Raw genomic sequence first — 19557 nt, 5'->3', positions numbered from 1 at the left:
TTAACCACAAAATAATGAATTTACTGCTCCAATATTTAAAAGCACATAAATGGATTGTCGTCCTGGCGCTGGTACTTGCGGCATTTAACATAGGGTTCTCTCTGATGGACCCGTACTTTACCGGAAGGATTCTGGACCGTTATATCAACAGGCATAATGAGTTGAGCCGAACGGAATACATATGGGGTATTCTGGGCCTGGTGGGATTGGCAGTCGGTGCTGCAATGGTATCAAGGATTGCCAAAAACTTTCAGGATTATTTTACCAATATCATTGTGCAAAAGGTCGGTGCAAAAATGTACGCCGATGGGTTAAAGCATTCTTTGGAATTGCCTTATCAGGTATTCGAGGACCAGCGAAGCGGAGAGACCCTGGGGATTCTGCAAAAAGTAAGACTGGACAGTGAGAAATTCATCACTTCGTTCATCAGTATTCTTTTCGTGAGTCTGATCGGTTTGATATTTGTGATCGTTTACTCCCTTTCAGTCAGTTATAAAGTTTCTCTGATCTATGCTGCTTCTATTCCGATTATCAGCTTTTTAAGCTGGTTTCTGAGCCGGAAGATCAAGACCATCCAGCGTTCCATTGTGGCGGAAACTACGGCGTTGGCGGGGTCGACAACGGAATCATTGAGGAATATCGAACTTGTGAAAAGCCTTGGGCTGGCAAGCCAGGAAATTGACCGCCTTAATAAAACTACCTATAAAATTCTGGGCCTCGAGTTGAGAAAAGTTAAATATGTACGCAGCATGAGCTTTGTACAGGGAACTACTGTAAATCTTGTACGCAGCACCATGGTAGTGGTATTACTGATGCTGATCTTTGACAAGGCCATTACACCAGGGCAGTATTTCTCCTTCTTATTCTATTCGTTTTTCCTTTTTGGCCCCTTGCAGGAATTGGGCAATGTGATTTTGGCCTGGAGAGAAGCAGAAATATCGCTGGGCAATTTCAAGAACATTTTGAATACACCGGTTGAACAGAAACCCATAAACCCTGTCCAATTGGAAAGAATTGAAACAGTGGCCTTTTCCAATGTAGCTTTTAAACATTTGTCCGGCAAGAGCAATGCGCTGAACCATGTGAATTTTACGGTAAATAACGGGGAGACAATTGCTTTTGTAGGACCGTCGGGTTCGGGTAAAACAACACTGGTCAAATTGCTGGTGGGTCTTTATCAGCCGGTCGAAGGGCAGGTGCTGTACAACAGAACTTCGGGGACTGAAATTAATTTAGACATGCTGCGCGAAAAAATAGGTTTTGTAACCCAGGACACCCAGTTGTTTTCAGGAACGATCAGGGAAAACCTGCAGTTTGTTAAACCTGGTGCCAGTGATGAAGATTGTTTGCGGGTATTGCAGCAAGCTGCCTGTCAGAACCTGATGGCGAGAGCGGATAAGGGCCTGGATACTGTAATCGGAGAAGGCGGAGTGAAGGTTTCTGGTGGAGAGAAGCAAAGATTGTCTATTGCCAGGGCATTGTTGCGCCGTCCGGATATTTTGGTTTTTGATGAGGCAACTTCTTCGCTGGATTCTTTGACGGAAGAAGAGATCACGGCAACAATCAGGGATGTATCGGTACTGACCAGTCACATTACGATTTTAATCGCACACCGCTTGTCGACCATCAAGCATGCCGACAGGATCTATGTGCTGGAGAAAGGAAACATCATAGAGCAGGGCAGACATGCAGACCTGCTGGAGGAAAAAGGCCTATATTATGCCATGTGGAGACAGCAGATCGGTGAGCGTGTGGAAGAAGAGGCAATGAGCTAAAATTAAGCTTTTTGTTCATTGATCTCCTGCAGGCTTAATCTGATCAGACTTTTGGTTTTGAGGTAAGTAATACCTGCTACCAGGATGGTCATGCCGCCTCCAAATACTACGGCTGGCACTGTCCGCATCAGTTTTGCGGTAAGTCCTGATTCAAAGGCACCTATTTCGTTGGATGAACCAATAAACATGGTATTGACCGCTGATACCCGGCCCCGCATTTCATCGGGTGTAAGCAGTTGCATAATGGTAGAACGGATAATGACACTTACGCTGTCGAAGGCTCCTTCCATAAATAAAAAGGCGAGTGTCAGGTAGAAATTTTTAGACAGGCCGTAGCAAATGATGCTGATCCCAAATCCGGTAACCGCAATGAGCAGGTTCCGCCATGGTTTGTTCATGGGCGAGATGACTGTCATGCTGAGCATGGTCACCACAGCGCCGGTAGAGGCTGCTGCACGCATTAGACCCAAGCCTTCTGATCCTACGTGCAGAATGTCCTTGGCAAATACCGGGAGCAAAGCAACCGCACCCCCAAAGAATACCGAGAAGAGGTCAAGGCTCATGGCACCCAGCATCATTTTATTTTTAAATACAAACTGTACACCTTCTGTCAGGCTCTTTGCAATGCTTTCTTTTGGAATGAAAGTGGGTGGGTGGGATTTTAGAAAGAAGATACAAACCAGTGAGATAAACACAAAGGTAATGATCACATAGTAGGTGACGGTAATCCCATAATAACCATATATGATACCGCCGGCCGCCGGACCAAGAATGGAAGCTGCCTGCCAGCTGGAACTGTTCCAGGTACTCGAATTGGGGTAAAGTTTTTTGGGAACAATTTGCGCCATGAGTGAAAATACGGCCGGGCTGAAGAACCCTCTGGCGACACCAATACCAAATATCATCAGGTACATGATAGGAACAATGTAACTGGCGGAGACATAGGCATGCATGCTTTTGGTGGTGACAATGAGCATGATCACAGTGCAGAGGAATACTCCGGAAAAGATCTTGAGCAGCAATCCGCGCTTTTCTGATTTATCGGCAACATAGCCTCCGTATAATGCGATGCTGATTGCCGGAATGGCTTCACACAGACCAATCAGGCCAAGCGCCAGTTTGTCATTTGTAAGTTCGTAAATGTGAAAGCCAATAATGACCGCCTGCATTTGGTACGCAAATGTGAAGAAGAAACGCATGCCAAGATAGGATCTGAACTCTCTGTATAACAGGGCTGCGTAAAAAGGTATTTTTGGCGCTATAATGTCTGAGTTTTCCAACAGGAAAGATTTTGCACAAATGTAAGTTTTACGCAAAGAAATTTTAATGCCTGATGGGCCCGGTATTACATAATCTTGTCATAAAATGACAAATAAGCACTGCGCATATCTTCGGCCTGGTTGATGGCTGAAGAGACGGCTATGCCAAAAACACCGGTTTGCAGGAGTTCCTCTACATCATGGAGGGTTACCCCGCCAACAGCCAGGACCGGAAGGTCAATGTGTTTTTGCTGAAGCTGCAGTATGGCTTCGCGGTAACCATCGATGCCGAGGTGCTCAAAGTAATTGGGCTTGGTATCTGTATGGGAAAAAGGCCCGAAGCCTGCGTAATCGGCGCCTTCCCGTGCAAGTCTGACCAGACCTGCTATTGTATTGGCTGAACCGCCTATGGTACAGGCTTCGCCAAGCAGCTCCCTCAGTTTAATAAAGTCCGCATCCATGTCCTCAATGTGAAACCCCTGTATGTCGGCCTTGCCATTGAGGTGCACATGATCTGTGACGATAAGGGTGGCGCCCCAGTCGTCACAGATCTCTGCAATGGTGTTGATATCCTGTAAGAGTTCATCGTCACTTTTGGTCAGACAACGGTATTGGATCCACTTGGCCCCGGTTTCACAGGCAACCTGCGCCTGCTGCACATGGCTCAACTGTTCAATATCGTGTGTGATAAAATGTAATTTCTCGATGAACTTCTTCATGGTGTTAAAATTTCAGGTTGAGCGAAAGTAAGAAATTAGTTCCCGCCTGCGTAAAGTAAAAGTTTTCCGTAGTCGTGGCGCCCTGGTAGATGGAACTGTAGGTATAACCATTGCTTTCATACTTTTCATCGAGGATGTTGTTGACCAGCAGGCCGATGTTGACTTTTTTGATCCCGCTTAGTTTGAAATCGTATCCCAGTCTCAGGTTGTTGACAAAGTATGCGTCCAGTTTTCGACTGTCATCCTGGGTATTGTCCATAAACTGCCCGCCTACATATTTGCTCTGCCAGGCTGCTGCCAGACCTTTGAATGGCTTGTAAACCAGTTCACCAAATAGCACTGATGCTGGTGAGAATGCAATGTCCGGACTCGCATAAGTAGTGGTTACCAGACGGGCGATGTCAAAGTTGTCATCATATTCCGGCACGTAGTCTATGTAATTTTTGATCTTATTCCGGCTGAATGCCGCGTTCGCATTCAGGATAAACTGAGGGTTTATGGTATAAGAAGCATCCAGTTCAAGGCCGATGCGGTAACTTTTGTCCACGTTTTGACGGTAGGCATCCGAATATTCGTTGATCTCGCCGGTAAAGATCAACTGGTCTTTGTAGAACATGCCATAGACATTTGCCCCGGCACTAAACCTGTCATTCTTAAAGCGGTAACCTGCTTCCAGATCGTTGAGCTTTTCTGCCTTTGGTACAGGAAGTCCTGTCTTTAAATTGGTAAAGTCATCACGGTTGGGTTCTTTATTGGCCCTGCTGTAAGAAGCATAGACATTGCTTTGCGCGTTGAGGAATATCGTAGCCCCTATTTTAGGGTTGAAGAAATTGTAATTGTTGTCAAAGTCAAGCGGCTTCAGGTTTTTGTCACTGCCGCTGATCCGGTAACCCACATTCCGGTATTGAAGGTCAGCAAACAGGCTTAGTTTTTCTATAGGGCTGTAGTTTACTTTGCCATAAACATTAAAGTCATCTTTGTTTCCTTTACCGTCATAGTAGTGGAAATCCTCGCTGACCGAACCTGCAAACTGTGCCCAGGTGATCTCGCCAAAGTGTTTTCCGCGGTATTCATTGTAAGCACCGCCGAGCGTGAAACTCAGGTTAGACTGGGGTTGGTAATTGAATGCATAGGTAAGCCCGTAAAAGTCATTGTCCAGCCAGCGGCGGCGGACGAGATCGGTCTCTTCAACAGTAGTTCCGCCCACAGTCACATCAGGAAGCCCGTATTTGGAAAATTTATCTCCGGATTTAAATTCTTCAAAATAGCCTTGTCCGTCTGTATAGTGCAATGCGGCGTTGAATGAGAACTGGTCGGTGAACTGTCTTGCATATAATGCCTGGTAATGGTTCTGCCTGTAATTGTCTGTCTGGTCTTTGTAGGTGAAAGAATTGTAAGTCCTGCTGTTGGAATTGAGGAGATTTGCGGCATCGGCATCACTTAAATAGTTGCGGTCTATGAAAGCCTGCATCCCTGCAACATCGCCGTTTACCCTTGACTCCGGTATACCGTTCCAGGCTTGGTAGGTCTTTTCTGTACCTGCAAAAACATTGACACGGAACAGGTCTTTTTTGCCATAGTAGGCGCCTGACAGGAAATAAGATTTGAGGTCGGATGCGGCGCGGTCTATAAAGCCGTCTGATTTGATTCTCGAAAGACGTCCGTCAAAACTCCATTTGTTGCCGATCAGTCCGGTACCAACTTTAACGGTATTCTTTAAGGTGTTGAATGAACCGTAGCTGTTGTTCAGCTCCGCATAAGCGTTTTCTGAGGGAGCAGCGGTCTGCAGATTCAGGCTTCCGCCGAAAGCTCCGGCGCCATTGGTAGAGGTGCCTACCCCCCGCTGGATCTGGATGTTGTCGGTGGAGGAGGCAAAGTCCGGCATGTTTACCCAGAATGTTCCCTGGCTTTCACTGTCGTTGTACGGAATGCCATTAATGGTAACGTTGACCCGGCTGGCATCACTGCCCCTGATCCGGATACCGGTATAACCCACGCCGGCTCCCGCATCTGAGGTTACCACAACACCAGGCGTGTTTTGAAGGATGAAGGGTAGATCCTGTCCAAAGTTGTTGGCTTCGATCTCTTCTTTGCTGATGTTTTTATAGGTGGTGGCAGACTTTTCATTGGCCCTGGTGCCTTTGATGATAATTTCATCCAGTCTGATCGAGGTATCTCTTCTGGACTTAACATCAGGTTTGGTTTGCGCATTTAAGAAAGCAGGCGCAAGCAGCACAGCTAAGGCTGCGATAATTGATCTTTTCAATTTGTGTTTTTTTAAATAGATTTCCATAACTAATTCCCTCCGCCGGCATTATCCGGATCAGGTGTTTGCAATGCAGGCATTGCAATGGGTATACTCTCAGCCTGTTTTTGTGTTTTTTTAAAAAAAACAAGGCACCCCTTTATTGATAAAGCAAAGGTATTTAAAAAAAGTCAGACTGCAAAAGTGGCATGTTCAGGGTTCCGGAGATCTCAGGAACGCGTCAACAACCTTAATGGCATTTTGCAGCCTTTCATCCTGTTCGCCGCCGATAATCCTGTAGTTGGCGTTGAGTGATTGCAATTCCTGATGCCATACCTGCATAAAATGTTCACGCTTATGCGGGAAATCCCGTAAGGGGTCTTCCTGCCAGGGCAGATCAATATCCATGAGCAGGTAAAGGTCGTAGTGATATAGGGGAAGTGCTTCGAGTACGATCCCGGGGGTCTCCCCAAAGACCTCGTCACTCCAGATCTTTACGGTAATGAAGGTGGTGTCGCAAAAGATCAGATCCTTATCGGCAATAGCCAGGATGGAGTCTTCGAGTGCAAGCTGGCCGTGAAACATATTGACTTCGTCCTGCAGGTTGCATGGAGCAGTCAGCGCCGCGCAGTAATATCGGGCGTATTCCGGCACCCAAAGGGTTCCGTAGTGTTTGGCCAGCCGGGCAGTTATAGTAGATTTACCAGTGCTCTCCGGGCCAACAACAGCTATCTTTTTAATGTGCGGTTTGCTCACGATAGGTTTTCCTCCAGTCCAGATAGCCCATGAAGGCTATGATCACCAGGAACGCGTAAAATACTGCGCTCAGGTTTAAATGTTTATAGATGTAAAGCGGGACATAACAAATGTCCACAATGATCCAGAGGATCCAGTTTTGCAGTACTTTTCGTGTGAGCAGGATCTGGGCGACAAAGCTCAGGGCGGTACAGAATCCATCGGCATAGGGCACATCGGAATCTGTAAAGTGATCCAAAAAAAGACTGAGCAATACCGAAAGTACGGAGACGGCGACAACGATCAGCAACCAGTCTCTGCTTTTGAGTGAAACAACGGGCTTGCCATGGTCTGTCTTTTTTTTGATCCAGTAATACCAGCCATAAAATGCTGTAAAAAGAAAATAGAACTGGAGGGCCATGTCGCCATACATGGTGGCGTCAAAGAATACCCAGGCATAGGCGATTACGCTGATGATGGATATTGGCCAGTTCCATACATTTTCTTTAGCCGCCAGGTAGATGCAAATGAAGCCTGTGATCACCCCAATCCATTCGGGCCATGTGGTATGTTTGAACTGGTCAGCAACCAGCTGCATAAAAGAGCTTAACAGGATTTGCATGAAGCAAAAGTAAAGATTTTATTACGGGTTTGGCGCCGAGGTAAAGCTCAATGCTGCACGAACGCTGACGTCAGCTGTGTTGGTGTTCCTGAGTACATATTCTATCCTTACTTTCAGGCTGTTGCCTTTGATGTAGTTATCCAGAAATTTGGAATTGTCTATATCGAGCACCAGGTTTGAACCAATATTTTCCTGTACATCTGTCCTTGAGGCCACCATGATCTCGCCACTGCTGCCATTGGAAATGAAAAGTTTTACAGACTTGAACATACCAAGGCTTTTGTCTGCCGGATTGCTGGCGTCGAGTTTTGCTGAAGCGATCCTTACTTCCTTGATGTAGCTGGTGCCGCCCTGGTTTCCGAAGATCTCATCAAAACTTGAAGCCGCTGAAGTCGCGGATGCCGTGGCATTTGCTTTGGCAGACGCCGGGATCACCAAAGTTGCCGTATAGGGAAATGTGGATTTAATAATGGATTGCATGGTGGCGCAGCCGGTAAAAATTACGGTTGCAGCGAATAAAAAAGCAAGTATTTTTTTCATGTTGAAAGAGATGCAAATGTTGTTCCAAAATAATGCCTAAAGGGTTATTCAGGTGGATTTATTCAGAGAGGACACTAACGGATCAGCAGCCCCTGCAACAATTTAAAAACAATTGCGGAGCAGAATTGTATTTAATAAACTAACAATGTTTCCTAAGTATGAAAGATAACTACTCAACCAATCAGTATGTAGCATAAATTAAAAACAAGTTCATATGAAAAGCTTAGGATTTTTAACAGCGGGTTTGTCATTGAGTTTACTGGCATTCACGTCTATAAGAGAAGGTGGGATTAAAGGAACAGTTTCACCAGCAGAGGGGGCAACCCAGGTAGTGGCTATCGCCGGAACAGATACTTTAAAAACGGAGATCGCCAGTGGAAGTTTCGCTTTTGCAAATGTGAAAAAAGGCACATATACCGTATGGGTTAAAGCCAAGGCGCCTTATAAAGATACATCGGTAGAAAATGTAGCTGTACTTGACAGTGCGGTCACAGATGTTGGGGAGATCAAGCTTCAGCAATAAGATTAAAACGTCAGAAAAGCGGGATGAAAGTCCCGCTTTTCTGTTTAAAAGGCTTTTTGAAAAAATAGCTTATTTTTAATGAGCAAAAGCGTAACTTTGCATCCCGACAGAATAGTCGGGGATCTTAAATGATGATCAAACAAAAATCTCAGAGACTATTCCGGTCTACAGCAATTGCAATTTTTACCAATACTTACTTTAGACTTTTTTAAAGCCTTATGCCTAAAGACACCTCCATACGCTCAGTATTAATTATCGGATCGGGACCTATTATCATTGGTCAAGCCTGTGAGTTTGATTATTCCGGATCTCAGGCCGCCTTATCTCTGAAAGAAGAGGGGATTGAAGTTTCGATCATCAATTCCAATCCTGCAACCATCATGACCGACAAGGTGATCGGGGACCATGTTTACCTCTGGCCATTGACGGTGGATTCTATTGAGCAGATCTTACAGGAACGCAAAATTGATGCAGTGTTGCCAACGATGGGGGGACAAACAGCACTGAACCTTTGTATTGAAGCGTCTGAACGCGGAATTTGGGAAAAGTACGGGGTCCGGGTAATTGGTGTGGATGTTGCCGCGATCGAAAAAACGGAAAACAGGGAAGCCTTCCGCCAGTTAATGGTGGATATTGGTGTAGGCGTAGCGACCTCAAAAATTGCCAACTCCTTCCTTGAAGGAAAGGAAGCCGCCCAGGAAATTGGTTATCCGCTGGTAATCCGCCCTTCTTATACATTAGGTGGTTACGGTGGCGGTTTCGTACACAAAAAAGAAGAATTTGACCAGGCTTTAAAACGCGGACTTGAAGCTTCTCCTACCCATGAGGTATTGGTAGAACAAGCGGTTTTAGGCTGGAAAGAATATGAACTCGAGTTGTTAAGGGACAGTAATGACAATGTGATCATTATCTGCTCTATTGAAAACTTCGATCCAATGGGCATTCATACAGGAGACTCTATCACTGTGGCGCCGGCCATGACTTTGTCGGACAGGTGTTATCAGGATATGCGCAACCAGGCGATCAAAATGATGCGCGCGATCGGTAATTTCGCCGGGGGATGTAATGTACAGTTCTCTGTAAATCCTGATAACGATGAGATCATTGCCATTGAGATCAATCCAAGGGTGTCCCGTTCATCGGCGCTCGCCAGTAAGGCAACCGGATATCCAATTGCCAAGATAGCCGCTAAACTGGCCATCGGTTACAACCTGGATGAAATAGAAAATCAGATCACAAAAACAACTTCTGCATATTTTGAGCCTACGCTGGACTATGTGATTGTCAAAGTACCACGCTGGAATTTTGACAAATTTAAAGGCGCCAACACGGAACTTGGCCTGCAAATGAAATCTGTGGGTGAGGTCATGGCGATAGGCCGGACATTTATCGAGGCAGTGCAAAAAGCATGTCAGAGTCTGGAGATCGGCAGGGCCGGACTGGGTGCTGACGGCAAGCACAACAGGAGCATCGAAGAGATCATGCAAGGCCTTGAGCATGCCAGCTGGAACCGTTTATTCCTGATCAAGGATGCGATGAGCATGGGTGTTCCCCTGGAATCTATCCGTAAGGTAACACGTATCGACAAATGGTTCCTTTCGCAGATCCAGGAGCTGGTTCAGCTGGAGGTAGAACTTAAACGCTATTCTCTCAACAATATTCCTAAGGATTTCTTCTTTACACTCAAACAAAAAGGCTTTTCTGACATACAGATTGCTTATTTGCTGGGCAACGTAACTGAAGACGAAGTTTATGACCGCAGAAAATCACTGGGCATCAGCCGTGTTTACAAGATGGTGGATACCTGCGCAGCAGAGTTTGCCGCACAGACTCCTTATTACTACTCTACTTTTGAAGAAGAAAATGAATCCATCCCTTCTGATAAGAAGAAAGTCATTGTACTGGGTTCAGGACCTAACCGTATCGGGCAGGGTATAGAATTTGATTACTCTTGTGTACACGGGTTACTTGCAGCTAAGGAAACTGGCTTTGAGGCAATTATGATCAACTGTAATCCGGAGACTGTATCTACCGATTTCAACATGGCAGATAAGCTTTACTTTGAGCCGGTATTCTGGGAACATGTACGCGAGATCATTGAACTGGAGAAACCGGTTGGGGTGATTGTTCAGCTCGGCGGACAGACTGCCTTAAAGATGGCAGAAAAGCTGCATGAGAACGGAATCAGGATCATCGGTACTTCTTACAATGATATGGATGTCGCGGAAGACAGGGGCCGTTTTTCAGACCTGCTGAAAGAACTTGATATCCCTTACCCGAAATATGGTGTTGCTGAAAATGCAGAGGAAGCCATCGTGGTAGCAAACGAAGTAGGCTATCCTGTATTGGTCAGACCAAGTTATGTATTGGGTGGACAGGGTATGAGCATCGTGATCAACGATGAAGATCTGGAGAAGGCAGTGGTGAAGCTATTGGGTGACCTTCCCGGCAACAGGGTTCTGATCGACCACTTCCTGGACAGGGCAGAAGAAACGGAATCGGATTCTATCAGTGACGGTGAAGATGTGCATATCGTTGGTTTGATGGAGCACATCGAGCCTGCAGGGATACATTCAGGAGACTCTTTCGCAGTATTGCCACCATTCAGCTTATCTGAAAAGGTGATCAGTGATATGGAACTCTATTCTAAAAAGATCGCAAAGGCATTAAATGTCATTGGATTGCTGAACATACAGTTTGCTGTTAAAGACGAAAAAGTATATGTGATAGAGGCCAATCCGCGGGCTTCCAGGACTGTTCCTTTTATCGCTAAGGCATACGATGTTCCTTATATCAATATTGCTGCCAAGGTCATGCTGGGTGTAAACAAGCTGAAAGACTTTAAGATTGAAAGAAAGCTGCAGGGATATGCGATTAAGGAACCAGTATTCTCTTTCTATAAATTCCCTGAGGTGACCAAAGAGTTAGGCCCGGAAATGAAATCTACGGGCGAGTCGATCCGTTTTATTAAAGACCTGGAAGATCCGTACTTTAGGAAGCTGTATAAAGACAAATCAATGTACCTATCTAAATAATCTGAGCAGATAAACAATATGATGAAGTCCCGAAAGGGACTTTTTTTATGGCGAAAGGTTAATGTTTACCCCAGATCCTGGTATTCAGATCCAGTTCTTTGACGATGTCGTACATAAAGCGGATCACACTCAGATCTTCGCTGATCGACTTCTGGTCAAGCAGACTCTTAAATACAGGGGGTTCAAAGTAATTTTTGTCCAGTGGAAATGCAATGAACATTTGGGTGTCAATGAAAGATACGGAGATCGTATACTTGCATTTGTCTTCCAGTTGGCACAAGCGCTCCATCATGCCCGGCGTCAGGATATACCGTGCTTCTACCTGGTCAGTCGAATAGGTAACAAACAGTTCCTCGAAATCAGGGTTTTCCAGTTTTACCAGCTCCCGGTCTGACGACGAAAAGATGGAGAGTTTATCCGAGAACCATGCGCCAATGGCATTGCCAAAATCCTTTGGTCTGACCACAGTTATGCCATTAAAATGCTTGTTAAAATCGGCACAAAAAACAATGCCGTTCAATATTGTATGCCAGTGCTCTTGTTTGCCATTCTTTGTCCGGGTTTCCGTCTTGTACTCGGCATGGACCTCTGAAAAAGAAAATCTTGTCTTTCCGGCTGAGCCAAATATCTGGTCCTGGCTGGAATACCTGTCGGGCTGCTGTTTAAACAGCTGTGAGGAAACAAAGTCCTGTTCAGACAGGCCATTTTCGTAGTCAAATTCCAGGCTTTGATCTACTGACTTTAACGCAGAAGTAATGACCTTTTGCTTAAACCCATGCCTGTAGTCATTAAAATTTTTGCTGGCTTTAGATAAAAAAACAATGCCCGCAATCAGCAGCGCGGCACCCGAAATTCCAAATACCAGGACAAGATTACTAAGAATGACCCCAATACCAATAAGTAAAATGCCTCCTCCTATAAACGAATAGGACTTCAGCCTCTGGGCGGAAACATTTTTTCGCTGAACTTCCAGTTCCGCCAGTGTTGCGCCGAAGGACACATCAGCGATACTTATTTGTTCGGCCATTAACTGTTAAAAAGGTCGCGTGCACTGACATTTTTTCGCTCCTCTTCGGTATTCGCCAAAACTTCAATCGGCTGATAATTTAACATGCCCGCAAACAGGCTTCCCGGAAACATCATGATCGCATCGTTGTAATTGGTTACTGATGCATTATAAGTCCTTCTGGCTGCCGCAATCTGTTCTTCACTTTCTGTCCAGGTACTCTGCAGGTTGATGAAGCTGTGGTTAGCTTTCAGGTCCGGATAATTTTCGACGTTGACCATTATACCCCTTACATCTGAACTCAGCTGTTTATCAAGATCCAGCTTTTCTGCATTGCTCAGGTTTGCGCTGCCAGCTTTGGCGCGCAGTTCGACCACTCTGCTGAGCAGGTCACCTTCGTACTGCATGTACTGCTTTACAGTTTCAACAAGGTTGGGCAACAGGTCAAATCTTTTCTTGAGCATCACATCTATCGCCGAAAAGGCATTAGTTACCTGGTTTTTCTTGCCAATAAGGGAGTTGTAGAAACTGATCCCTATGATCAGTAATACAGCGATAACAATGAATACAACAATCATTTTTTAGGATTAAGAGGTTTATTTATGGAATAAATATATAAATACAATTCCATATAAAACAAAAAATCCTCGTTACCTATCGATAACGAGGATAATCATCCCTATTGTTTGTCAGCGAACATCACTGTCTGCTAACAAGTGACTATATACAAATGGCAGGCCAAGGTTTAGAATCCGAATAACTTGCAGCTAATCAATTAATAGTCAGCACGATAAAAATGCCGGCAAATTACATGAAAAATACGCTAGGGGAATTTTTTTCCACGATTTGTAGAAATCCCAAGCGATTTTACACACCACACGGGGTGCTTAAACCGTTATCCGAATAGCATGGAAAAAACATCTTCAATCTTGCTTACCCCTGAAAGTTCAATTTTATACTTAGTATTTATAAGGCCTTTGAGGTTATAGCTGGAGATGAAGATCTTTTCAAATCCCAGTTTTTCTGCTTCTGATATTCTTTGCTCTATGCGGTTTACAGCTCTTATTTCACCTGACAGCCCAACTTCCGCCGCAAAACAGACCTTGGAAGAAATGAATATATCTTCATGCGATGAAATGATGGCAACTAAAATAGCAAGGTCTATGGCGGGATCCTCTACCTTGATTCCTCCGGCTATGTTTAAAAATACATCCCGTGTGCTCAGCTTAAACCCGCATCTTTTTTCAAGAACCGCAAGCAGCATATTCATTCTTTTGGTATCAAAGCCATTGGCAGACCGCTGAGGCGTTCCGTAAGCTGCTGTGCTGACCAGTGCCTGGGTTTCGATCAGCATTGGTCTGGCGCCCTCCAGGGTAGCGGATATAGCGATTCCGCTCAAGTCTTCTTCTCTTTGTAAAAGCAGGATTTCGGAAGGATTGGATACTTCCCTGAGACCGTTACCGTGCATGGCATAAATTCCCATTTCCGCGGCGGCACCAAACCTGTTTTTTATAGACCTTAAAATGCGGTAAACGTGATGGCGGTCCCCTTCAAATTGAAGGACCGTATCTACCATGTGTTCCAGTATTTTAGGGCCGGCTATGGTGCCGTCTTTAGTGATGTGCCCGATCAGGAAAACAGGGGTGTTGGTTTCTTTGGCAAAGCGTAACAGTTCCGCTGTGCACTCCCTTACCTGGGAAACGCTTCCCGGCGTAGAATCAATGTGTGCAGAATGCAGTGTCTGAATTGAATCTACGATCATGATGTCAGGATCCAGGGTCTCAATTTGCTTGAATATGTTCTGTGTAGAAGTTTCCGTAAGAATGTAGCAGTTTGCTTTCGGCTGATTGGTAATGCGCTCGGCCCTCATCTTGATCTGCTGTTCACTTTCTTCACCGGAAATGTACAATACTTTTTTCCCGGTGATGTTTAGCGCCAGCTGCAGCATCAGGGTGGATTTGCCAATACCCGGCTCACCGCCGATAAGCACCATAGAGCCCGCAACCAGGCCTCCGCCCAATACCCTGTCCAGTTCCTGGTCTCCCGTCAGGATCCGCTCTTCACCTAAAGCCCGGATGTCATCGACTTTCGTCGGCTTGTTCAGGCGTTGTGATCCGGAGGCGGTTTTCCAGGAAGGAACCTTAGACCCGGCCTTTTCTGTAATTTCTTCTACAAAAGTATTCCATTCATTGCAGGAAGGGCATCTTCCCAGCCATTTTGCAGATTCATATCCGCAGCTCTGACAAAAATATGCCGATTTAGTTTTAGCCAATTGATGTGATTTAACCGTCGAATTTACTCAATTCAAGCATAAAAAATAACCTTAAAAACAAATAAGCCTGATCTCCAGCGGGGATCAGGCTTATTTGAAACGGAAGCTGCTATGCTACAACTTAATTTCTTCGTCCTTTGCCGACAGAAAATGAAATTCTGTAAGGTTATAAGAAGGGACGGCTTTAATCTTTATCCTTTGGCCGAATTTGAAGAACCATTTCCACTTTAAGGAAATCAAGCCCTTTTTAATATAAGCCTCAATATAAGGATGAACACAAAGCGTAATGTTTTTTTCATTTTGCTCCTGCAAAATATACGTCAGATTGTTTTCAATGTCGTCCATCAAAACAATACTGGCTTTGATTTCTCCCGTACCATCGCAGGCCGGGCATTTTTCACTGGTCACAATATTCATTTCAGGTCTTACCCTTTGACGCGTGATCTGAACAAGGCCAAATTTACTCGGCGGGAGGATCGTATGCTTTGCCCTGTCAAGGAGCATCAGGTCTTTCAGGTAGTCAAACAGCACCTTACGGTTGACCGGTTTGTGCATGTCTATAAAATCGATGACCACGATTCCGCCCATATCCCTGAGGCGCAGCTGCCGTGCGATTTCCTTTGCCGCTTCTTTGTTTACCTGAAGCGCATTGTCCTCCTGATTTTCCTTGCTGGCAGTCCTGTTTCCGCTATTTACATCAATAACATGCAAAGCCTCAGTATGCTCTACAACAAGATAAGCACCACCGGCCAGATTAACAGTTTTACCAAAAGAGTTTTTGATCTGCTTTTCAATACCAAAATGTTCAAAGACAGGCTCCTTATGGCGGTACAACTTAACGATTTTTTCCATTTCAGGAGAAATCTCGTGGACATAAGAACGAATGTCTTCAAAAAGACTCTGATCATTTACATACACATTGGTAAAGTCGGTACTTAAAATGTCCCGGATCAGAGTAGAGCTCCGGTCCATTTCCCCCCAAACCCGTTTGGAAGGTTCTGCTTCAGGAAGTTTTTTAATGAAATTCTCCCATTTGGCTACAGAGTCCAAAAGATCTTTTTGAAGTTCAGCGACGCCTTTGTTCTCAGATACCGTTCTGATGATCACACCAAAGTTCTTGGGCTTAATGCTTTCAATGATCTTCTTCAGCCTGTTCCGTTCCGTATTGCTCTTGATCTTTTTGGAGATAGAGATCACATTGGAAAAAGGAACAAGGACGATGTACCGGCCGGCTATAGAAAGGTCAGAGCTCAGGCGGGGGCCTTTTGTCGAAATAGGCTCTTTGGCGATCTGAACAGGCAGCAAAAGGTTTTTGCTGACCACCTCAGATATTTTTCCGGCTTTGTTAATGTCTCCTTCCAGCTTGAAATTATCCAGCAAAGTGCCATTAACAGAGCCGTTACGCTTGATTTTAGTTAGCTTTATTAAAGATTGTACCTGAGGACCCAGATCAAAATAATGCAAAAATGCATCTTTTTCATAACCTACATCTACAAACGCAGCATTTAGGCCCGGCATTATTTTTTTAATGCGGCCTAAATAAATGTCGCCTACAGCGTAGTTGTTATTGATCTGTTCTTTATGAAGTTCTACAAGTTGCTTGTCTTCAACTAAAGCTATGGTTACTCCCGATGGAGAGGAATCTATAATTAATTCTTTTACCAAAAGCTACAGATTTTAAGGCTTTTCAGCCTTATTAACACATGGACAATAAAAAACTATGCAACCGACAAACCAGGCTAGGATCAGACCTTAACCTGGTTTGTCAGGCAAAACATAATGAAACTATTTTTTCTTATGTCTGTTTTTTCTTAAACGCTTTTTGCGTTTGTGCGTAGCCATTTTATGTCTTTTTCTTTTTTTACCACTTGGCATAATTTTGAAATTTAAATATTTTTATAAATCTGTTTATTAATTTTTACTTTTTAGCGCCAGTACTTTGTCGTCTATGAATTTAGACAGGGTGGGATTGGCGGCAAGTTTTTTACTTTTTAGATAGGCATCAATAGCTTCCGTATTTTTAGCTAAATTTTCGTAAGCGGTACCCAGATAGAAATAAGCGTCAGGTGAAGGTTTGATGGCGATAATGTCGTTGAATCTTGTTATTGCTTTGTCAAACTGTCCTGATTTAATTGCAAATGTACCCAGGCTCATGTTGGCTTTCAGGTTCTTAGGATCTTTTTTAACCACGTCCATCAGCATGGCTATACCCTGCATGGGCATGCCCATGCCCTCAACAATGGTAATGCCCAAGCCTGTTTTGGCGTCATTACTGGTGGAATCTATTTTCACGGCATTAGAAAAAGCAGTATTAGCCTTTTGCAGTAGCGCTGGTTGCAGCAAGCTGTCCCTTGTATTGTCAAAAGCTTTTAAAAAGCGGTCACCGGTAATCAGCCAGTTGTCTAACGTTTGTTCCTGCAAAGCCACAACCTCAAGATACATGGCGCTTGGAGCAGATTGTTCTACATCATCCCATTTTTGAGCAAGTAATTTTGCTGTCTGAACTTTTTCTTTTTCGGAAGCACCGTTAAATGTCGTCTCCAGGGAAGTAATTTCCGCAGCAAGGCTGGTGCTGATCAGGTTTTTTGCAGTAGCAGAGACCTCCGTCAGGCTGATCTCCCGGGTTGGGCCGGCCGGGGCCATTTGGGCAGCACTTGCCGGACCACCTTTGCCATTTTCCTCTTTAGGCTTTACCAGTCCTTTAATATCACGCGTAAACAAAAATGCAATGAGCAATATGATTGCCCCAATTATACCTAGTTGTTTATATCGGATATTATTCGGCATGGTTGGATTAGGCTTCTACGCTTATTTTTTTAGAATTGTTCTTTACTTTATCAACAAAAACTTTTGCTGGTTTAAAACTTGGAACAAAATGCTCGGGGATAATGATCGCAGTGTTTTTAGAAATATTTCTAGCAGTTTTTTGTGCTCTTTTTTTAACAACAAAACTACCAAAACCTCTTACATATACATTTTCGCCACCGATCATGCTGTTTTTGATCACCTTGAAAAATGCTTCAACGGTCTCTTGCACATCTACTTTTTCAATTCCTGTTTTCGTTGATATTTCTGAAATAATATCTGCCTTAGTCATATTCTCTATTATTTAATTATAATGTATTATACTTTATAAGTGTTTTGGGGTTGCAAAAGTATTGCTTTTTAATGAGATAGGAAAATAAAAGATGATTTATTTATCATCTCTTATATCAGTGGATTGCAAGTTTTACCAAAAACAAATAATAACAATGTATTTTTGCAGATATGACCTTTCAGGAAGAAATCGTAAAATGGTATTTGAGCAATAAAAGAGAGCTGCCCTGGAGAGGTTCTACCGATGCCTATGTGATCTGGCTCTCGGAAATTATCCTTCAGCAGACCCGGGTAGAGCAGGGCCTGCCTTATTTCCTCCGGTTCTTGGAAAATTATCCGACCGTTGCCGATTTTGCGTCAGCTTCTGAAACCCAGATATTGAAATTATGGCAGGGCCTGGGATATTATTCCAGGGGCCGGAATATGTTGTATACGGCCAGGGAGATCCAGGAGAAGCACGGGGGAATATTTCCTGTTGTTTATAAGGATCTGATCGCTCTTAAAGGCATTGGAGATTATACCGCCGCGGCCATCTCATCGTTTTCTTCCAATGAGTCCCGGCCTGTGCTCGACGGAAATGTATTCAGGCTTTTATCCCGCTATTTTGGAATTGATGCCGCTATCAACAGCACCGCCGGTAAGAAAGCATTTGCAGAACTGGCACAAGCGCTGATCATCGGGCAGAAGCCCTCGGTATACAATCAGGCAATCATGGAATTTGGCGCATTACAATGTAAGCCAAAATCACCGTCATGCCCGGCCTGTCCATTGCAGGAAGGATGTTTTGCCCGAAAAAACAACAGGATAAACGAACTGCCGGTCAAAGAAAAAAAACTAAAGAAACGCATACGTTATTTTAATTACTTCTTCTGTTCTGATGAAGCCTCAAACCTATTGGTAAAGAAACGTTCTGCAGGAGATATCTGGCAGGAGCTGTATGATTTTCCGCTCATAGAGACTGAAAATTTCCATACAGATCAGCCTTTAAAATTTGAAACCGCGATAAAAAATACCTTTGGTGATCACTGCGAAATAACGTTATTGCACCAGAAAAAACATTTATTAACTCACCAAACTATATATGTTCAATTTTTTGCTTTAGATAATTATATCATTAACTTTAATCAGAATGCAGACATAAAATGGGTTTCATTGAGGGAGTTTGAACAATTACCACAGCCCAAGGTGATCACAGATTTTATGACCGGACATTCGCAGACCAAATAAACCAGTAATTCAAATTTCATGTCAGGTATCAACAAAGTTATTTTAGTAGGACATTTGGGAAAAGACCCCGAAGTCAGACATTTAGATGGTGGTGTAACTGTCGCCAGTTTCCCTTTGGCTACATCAGAAACCTATAACAAGGACGGAAAAAGAATAGAGCAAACAGAATGGCATAACATCGTATTGTGGAGAGGCCTTGCCGAGGTAGCCTCAAAATATCTGCAGAAGGGGAAACTGGTTTACATCGAAGGCAAGCTTCGTACGCGTTCATTTGAAGACAGGGAAAAAATAAAGAAATATGTAACGGAGGTAGTTGCGGAAAACTTCACCATTCTTGGGAGAAAAAGTGACTTTGAACAAACCCCTGCCAGCCACGAGAATACCACTCCAAAAAGCGAAAATGACTATGCAGATCAGGATGATCCTTCGGGAGACCTGCCATTTTAATTAAAAAAACCAGAGACTATATTCAATAGTCTCTGGTTAACTCACAAATAAATTAA

The 19557-nt window shown here is 44.1% G+C and carries 17 protein-coding genes; 5 read left to right on the top strand and 12 right to left on the bottom strand.

Going from position 1 to position 19557, the window contains the following annotated elements; genetic code table 11:
• Window positions 1-14 precede the first annotated feature (14 nt).
• Window positions 15-1775, top strand: coding sequence for an ABC transporter ATP-binding protein (locus QEP08_RS16620; protein ID WP_285059705.1), 1761 nt, complete (start codon window positions 15-17; stop codon window positions 1773-1775).
• Between the two features lie 2 nt (window positions 1776-1777).
• Here QEP08_RS16620 and QEP08_RS16615 read toward each other — a convergent pair whose 3' ends face one another.
• The 6 genes from QEP08_RS16615 to QEP08_RS16590 all read right to left on the bottom strand — a co-directional run bounded on the left by QEP08_RS16615 (window position 1778) and on the right by QEP08_RS16590 (window position 7895).
• Window positions 1778-3055, bottom strand: a complete 1278-nt coding sequence (locus tag QEP08_RS16615) for an MFS transporter (RefSeq protein ID WP_285059704.1) — start codon at window positions 3053-3055, stop codon at window positions 1778-1780.
• A gap of 65 nt (window positions 3056-3120) precedes the next feature.
• Window positions 3121-3753: a thiamine phosphate synthase gene (locus tag QEP08_RS16610; RefSeq protein WP_285059703.1), complete on the bottom strand. Its 633-nt coding sequence runs from the start codon at window positions 3751-3753 to the stop codon at window positions 3121-3123.
• A gap of 4 nt (window positions 3754-3757) precedes the next feature.
• The gene (locus QEP08_RS16605; RefSeq protein ID WP_285059702.1) at window positions 3758-6019 is read right to left on the bottom strand and encodes a TonB-dependent receptor; all 2262 of its coding nucleotides are present in this window, start codon (window positions 6017-6019) and stop codon (window positions 3758-3760) included.
• A gap of 192 nt (window positions 6020-6211) precedes the next feature.
• The gene (locus QEP08_RS16600; protein WP_285059701.1) at window positions 6212-6754 is read right to left on the bottom strand and encodes an ATP-binding protein; all 543 of its coding nucleotides are present in this window, start codon (window positions 6752-6754) and stop codon (window positions 6212-6214) included.
• The gene (gene pnuC, locus QEP08_RS16595; protein WP_285059700.1) at window positions 6735-7355 is read right to left on the bottom strand and encodes a nicotinamide riboside transporter PnuC; all 621 of its coding nucleotides are present in this window, start codon (window positions 7353-7355) and stop codon (window positions 6735-6737) included. Before pnuC ends, QEP08_RS16600 begins: the two co-directional genes overlap by 20 nt.
• A 21-nt stretch (window positions 7356-7376) precedes the next feature.
• Window positions 7377-7895, bottom strand: coding sequence for a hypothetical protein (locus tag QEP08_RS16590; protein WP_285059699.1), 519 nt, complete (start codon window positions 7893-7895; stop codon window positions 7377-7379).
• Window positions 7896-8109: 214 nt separating this feature from the next.
• On the opposite strand from QEP08_RS16590, the gene QEP08_RS16585 reads away from it, so the two are divergent.
• Window positions 8110-8418, top strand: coding sequence for a peptidase associated/transthyretin-like domain-containing protein (locus QEP08_RS16585; protein WP_285059698.1), 309 nt, complete (start codon window positions 8110-8112; stop codon window positions 8416-8418).
• A gap of 218 nt (window positions 8419-8636) precedes the next feature.
• Window positions 8637-11453: a carbamoyl-phosphate synthase large subunit gene (carB, locus tag QEP08_RS16580; RefSeq protein ID WP_285059697.1), complete on the top strand. Its 2817-nt coding sequence runs from the start codon at window positions 8637-8639 to the stop codon at window positions 11451-11453.
• Between the two features lie 58 nt (window positions 11454-11511).
• Here carB and QEP08_RS16575 read toward each other — a convergent pair whose 3' ends face one another.
• From QEP08_RS16575 to QEP08_RS16550, 6 genes are all read right to left on the bottom strand, one after another.
• On the bottom strand, window positions 11512-12480 hold the full coding sequence (locus QEP08_RS16575) for a DUF3137 domain-containing protein (RefSeq protein ID WP_285059696.1): 969 nt from the start codon (window positions 12478-12480) through the stop codon (window positions 11512-11514).
• Window positions 12480-13037: a LemA family protein gene (locus QEP08_RS16570; RefSeq protein ID WP_285059695.1), complete on the bottom strand. Its 558-nt coding sequence runs from the start codon at window positions 13035-13037 to the stop codon at window positions 12480-12482. The genes QEP08_RS16575 and QEP08_RS16570 overlap by 1 nt, the downstream gene beginning before the upstream one ends.
• A gap of 317 nt (window positions 13038-13354) precedes the next feature.
• Complete coding sequence (gene radA, locus QEP08_RS16565) at window positions 13355-14731, bottom strand: DNA repair protein RadA (RefSeq protein ID WP_285059694.1); 1377 nt, start codon at window positions 14729-14731, stop codon at window positions 13355-13357.
• 114 nt (window positions 14732-14845) lie between these two features.
• Window positions 14846-16396, bottom strand: coding sequence for an Rne/Rng family ribonuclease (locus tag QEP08_RS16560; protein WP_285059693.1), 1551 nt, complete (start codon window positions 16394-16396; stop codon window positions 14846-14848).
• A gap of 246 nt (window positions 16397-16642) precedes the next feature.
• On the bottom strand, window positions 16643-17518 hold the full coding sequence (locus tag QEP08_RS16555) for a tetratricopeptide repeat protein (RefSeq protein ID WP_285059692.1): 876 nt from the start codon (window positions 17516-17518) through the stop codon (window positions 16643-16645).
• Window positions 17519-17525: 7 nt separating this feature from the next.
• Window positions 17526-17828: an HU family DNA-binding protein gene (locus QEP08_RS16550; protein WP_108552488.1), complete on the bottom strand. Its 303-nt coding sequence runs from the start codon at window positions 17826-17828 to the stop codon at window positions 17526-17528.
• A gap of 170 nt (window positions 17829-17998) precedes the next feature.
• Between QEP08_RS16550 and mutY the strand changes: the two genes are divergently transcribed.
• Together mutY and QEP08_RS16540 are read left to right on the top strand one after the other, a co-directional pair.
• Entirely contained in the window at window positions 17999-19054 is a 1056-nt protein-coding gene (mutY, locus tag QEP08_RS16545) for an A/G-specific adenine glycosylase (RefSeq protein WP_285059690.1), read from the top strand.
• An 18-nt stretch (window positions 19055-19072) separates the two neighbouring features.
• On the top strand, window positions 19073-19501 hold the full coding sequence (locus QEP08_RS16540; protein ID WP_285059689.1) for a single-stranded DNA-binding protein: 429 nt from the start codon (window positions 19073-19075) through the stop codon (window positions 19499-19501).
• The last annotated feature ends 56 nt before the right edge of the window (window positions 19502-19557 follow it).

It is taken from the genome of Pedobacter ginsengisoli, assembly GCF_030244015.1.
Lineage (GTDB): Bacteria > Bacteroidota > Bacteroidia > Sphingobacteriales > Sphingobacteriaceae > Pedobacter > Pedobacter ginsengisoli.
Note: the sequence above shows the minus strand (reverse complement) of the source record. Positions and strands in the feature narration are given on the sequence as shown.

Bases quoted from the DNA above. Each gene is read 5' to 3' on its own strand.
- QEP08_RS16555 (WP_285059692.1), bottom strand. From the start codon at position 17,518: ATGCCGAATAATATCCGATATAAACAACTAGGTATAATTGGGGCAATC.
- QEP08_RS16610 (WP_285059703.1), bottom strand. From the start codon at position 3,753: ATGAAGAAGTTCATCGAGAAATTACATTTTATCACACACGATATTGAA.
- QEP08_RS16590 (WP_285059699.1), bottom strand. From the start codon at position 7,895: ATGAAAAAAATACTTGCTTTTTTATTCGCTGCAACCGTAATTTTTACC.
- mutY (WP_285059690.1), top strand. From the start codon at position 17,999: ATGACCTTTCAGGAAGAAATCGTAAAATGGTATTTGAGCAATAAAAGA.
- carB (WP_285059697.1), top strand. From the start codon at position 8,637: ATGCCTAAAGACACCTCCATACGCTCAGTATTAATTATCGGATCGGGA.
- QEP08_RS16570 (WP_285059695.1), bottom strand. From the start codon at position 13,037: ATGATTGTTGTATTCATTGTTATCGCTGTATTACTGATCATAGGGATC.
- pnuC (WP_285059700.1), bottom strand. From the start codon at position 7,355: ATGCAAATCCTGTTAAGCTCTTTTATGCAGCTGGTTGCTGACCAGTTC.
- QEP08_RS16585 (WP_285059698.1), top strand. From the start codon at position 8,110: ATGAAAAGCTTAGGATTTTTAACAGCGGGTTTGTCATTGAGTTTACTG.
- QEP08_RS16620 (WP_285059705.1), top strand. From the start codon at position 15: ATGAATTTACTGCTCCAATATTTAAAAGCACATAAATGGATTGTCGTC.
- QEP08_RS16575 (WP_285059696.1), bottom strand. From the start codon at position 12,480: ATGGCCGAACAAATAAGTATCGCTGATGTGTCCTTCGGCGCAACACTG.
- QEP08_RS16550 (WP_108552488.1), bottom strand. From the start codon at position 17,828: ATGACTAAGGCAGATATTATTTCAGAAATATCAACGAAAACAGGAATT.
- QEP08_RS16540 (WP_285059689.1), top strand. From the start codon at position 19,073: ATGTCAGGTATCAACAAAGTTATTTTAGTAGGACATTTGGGAAAAGAC.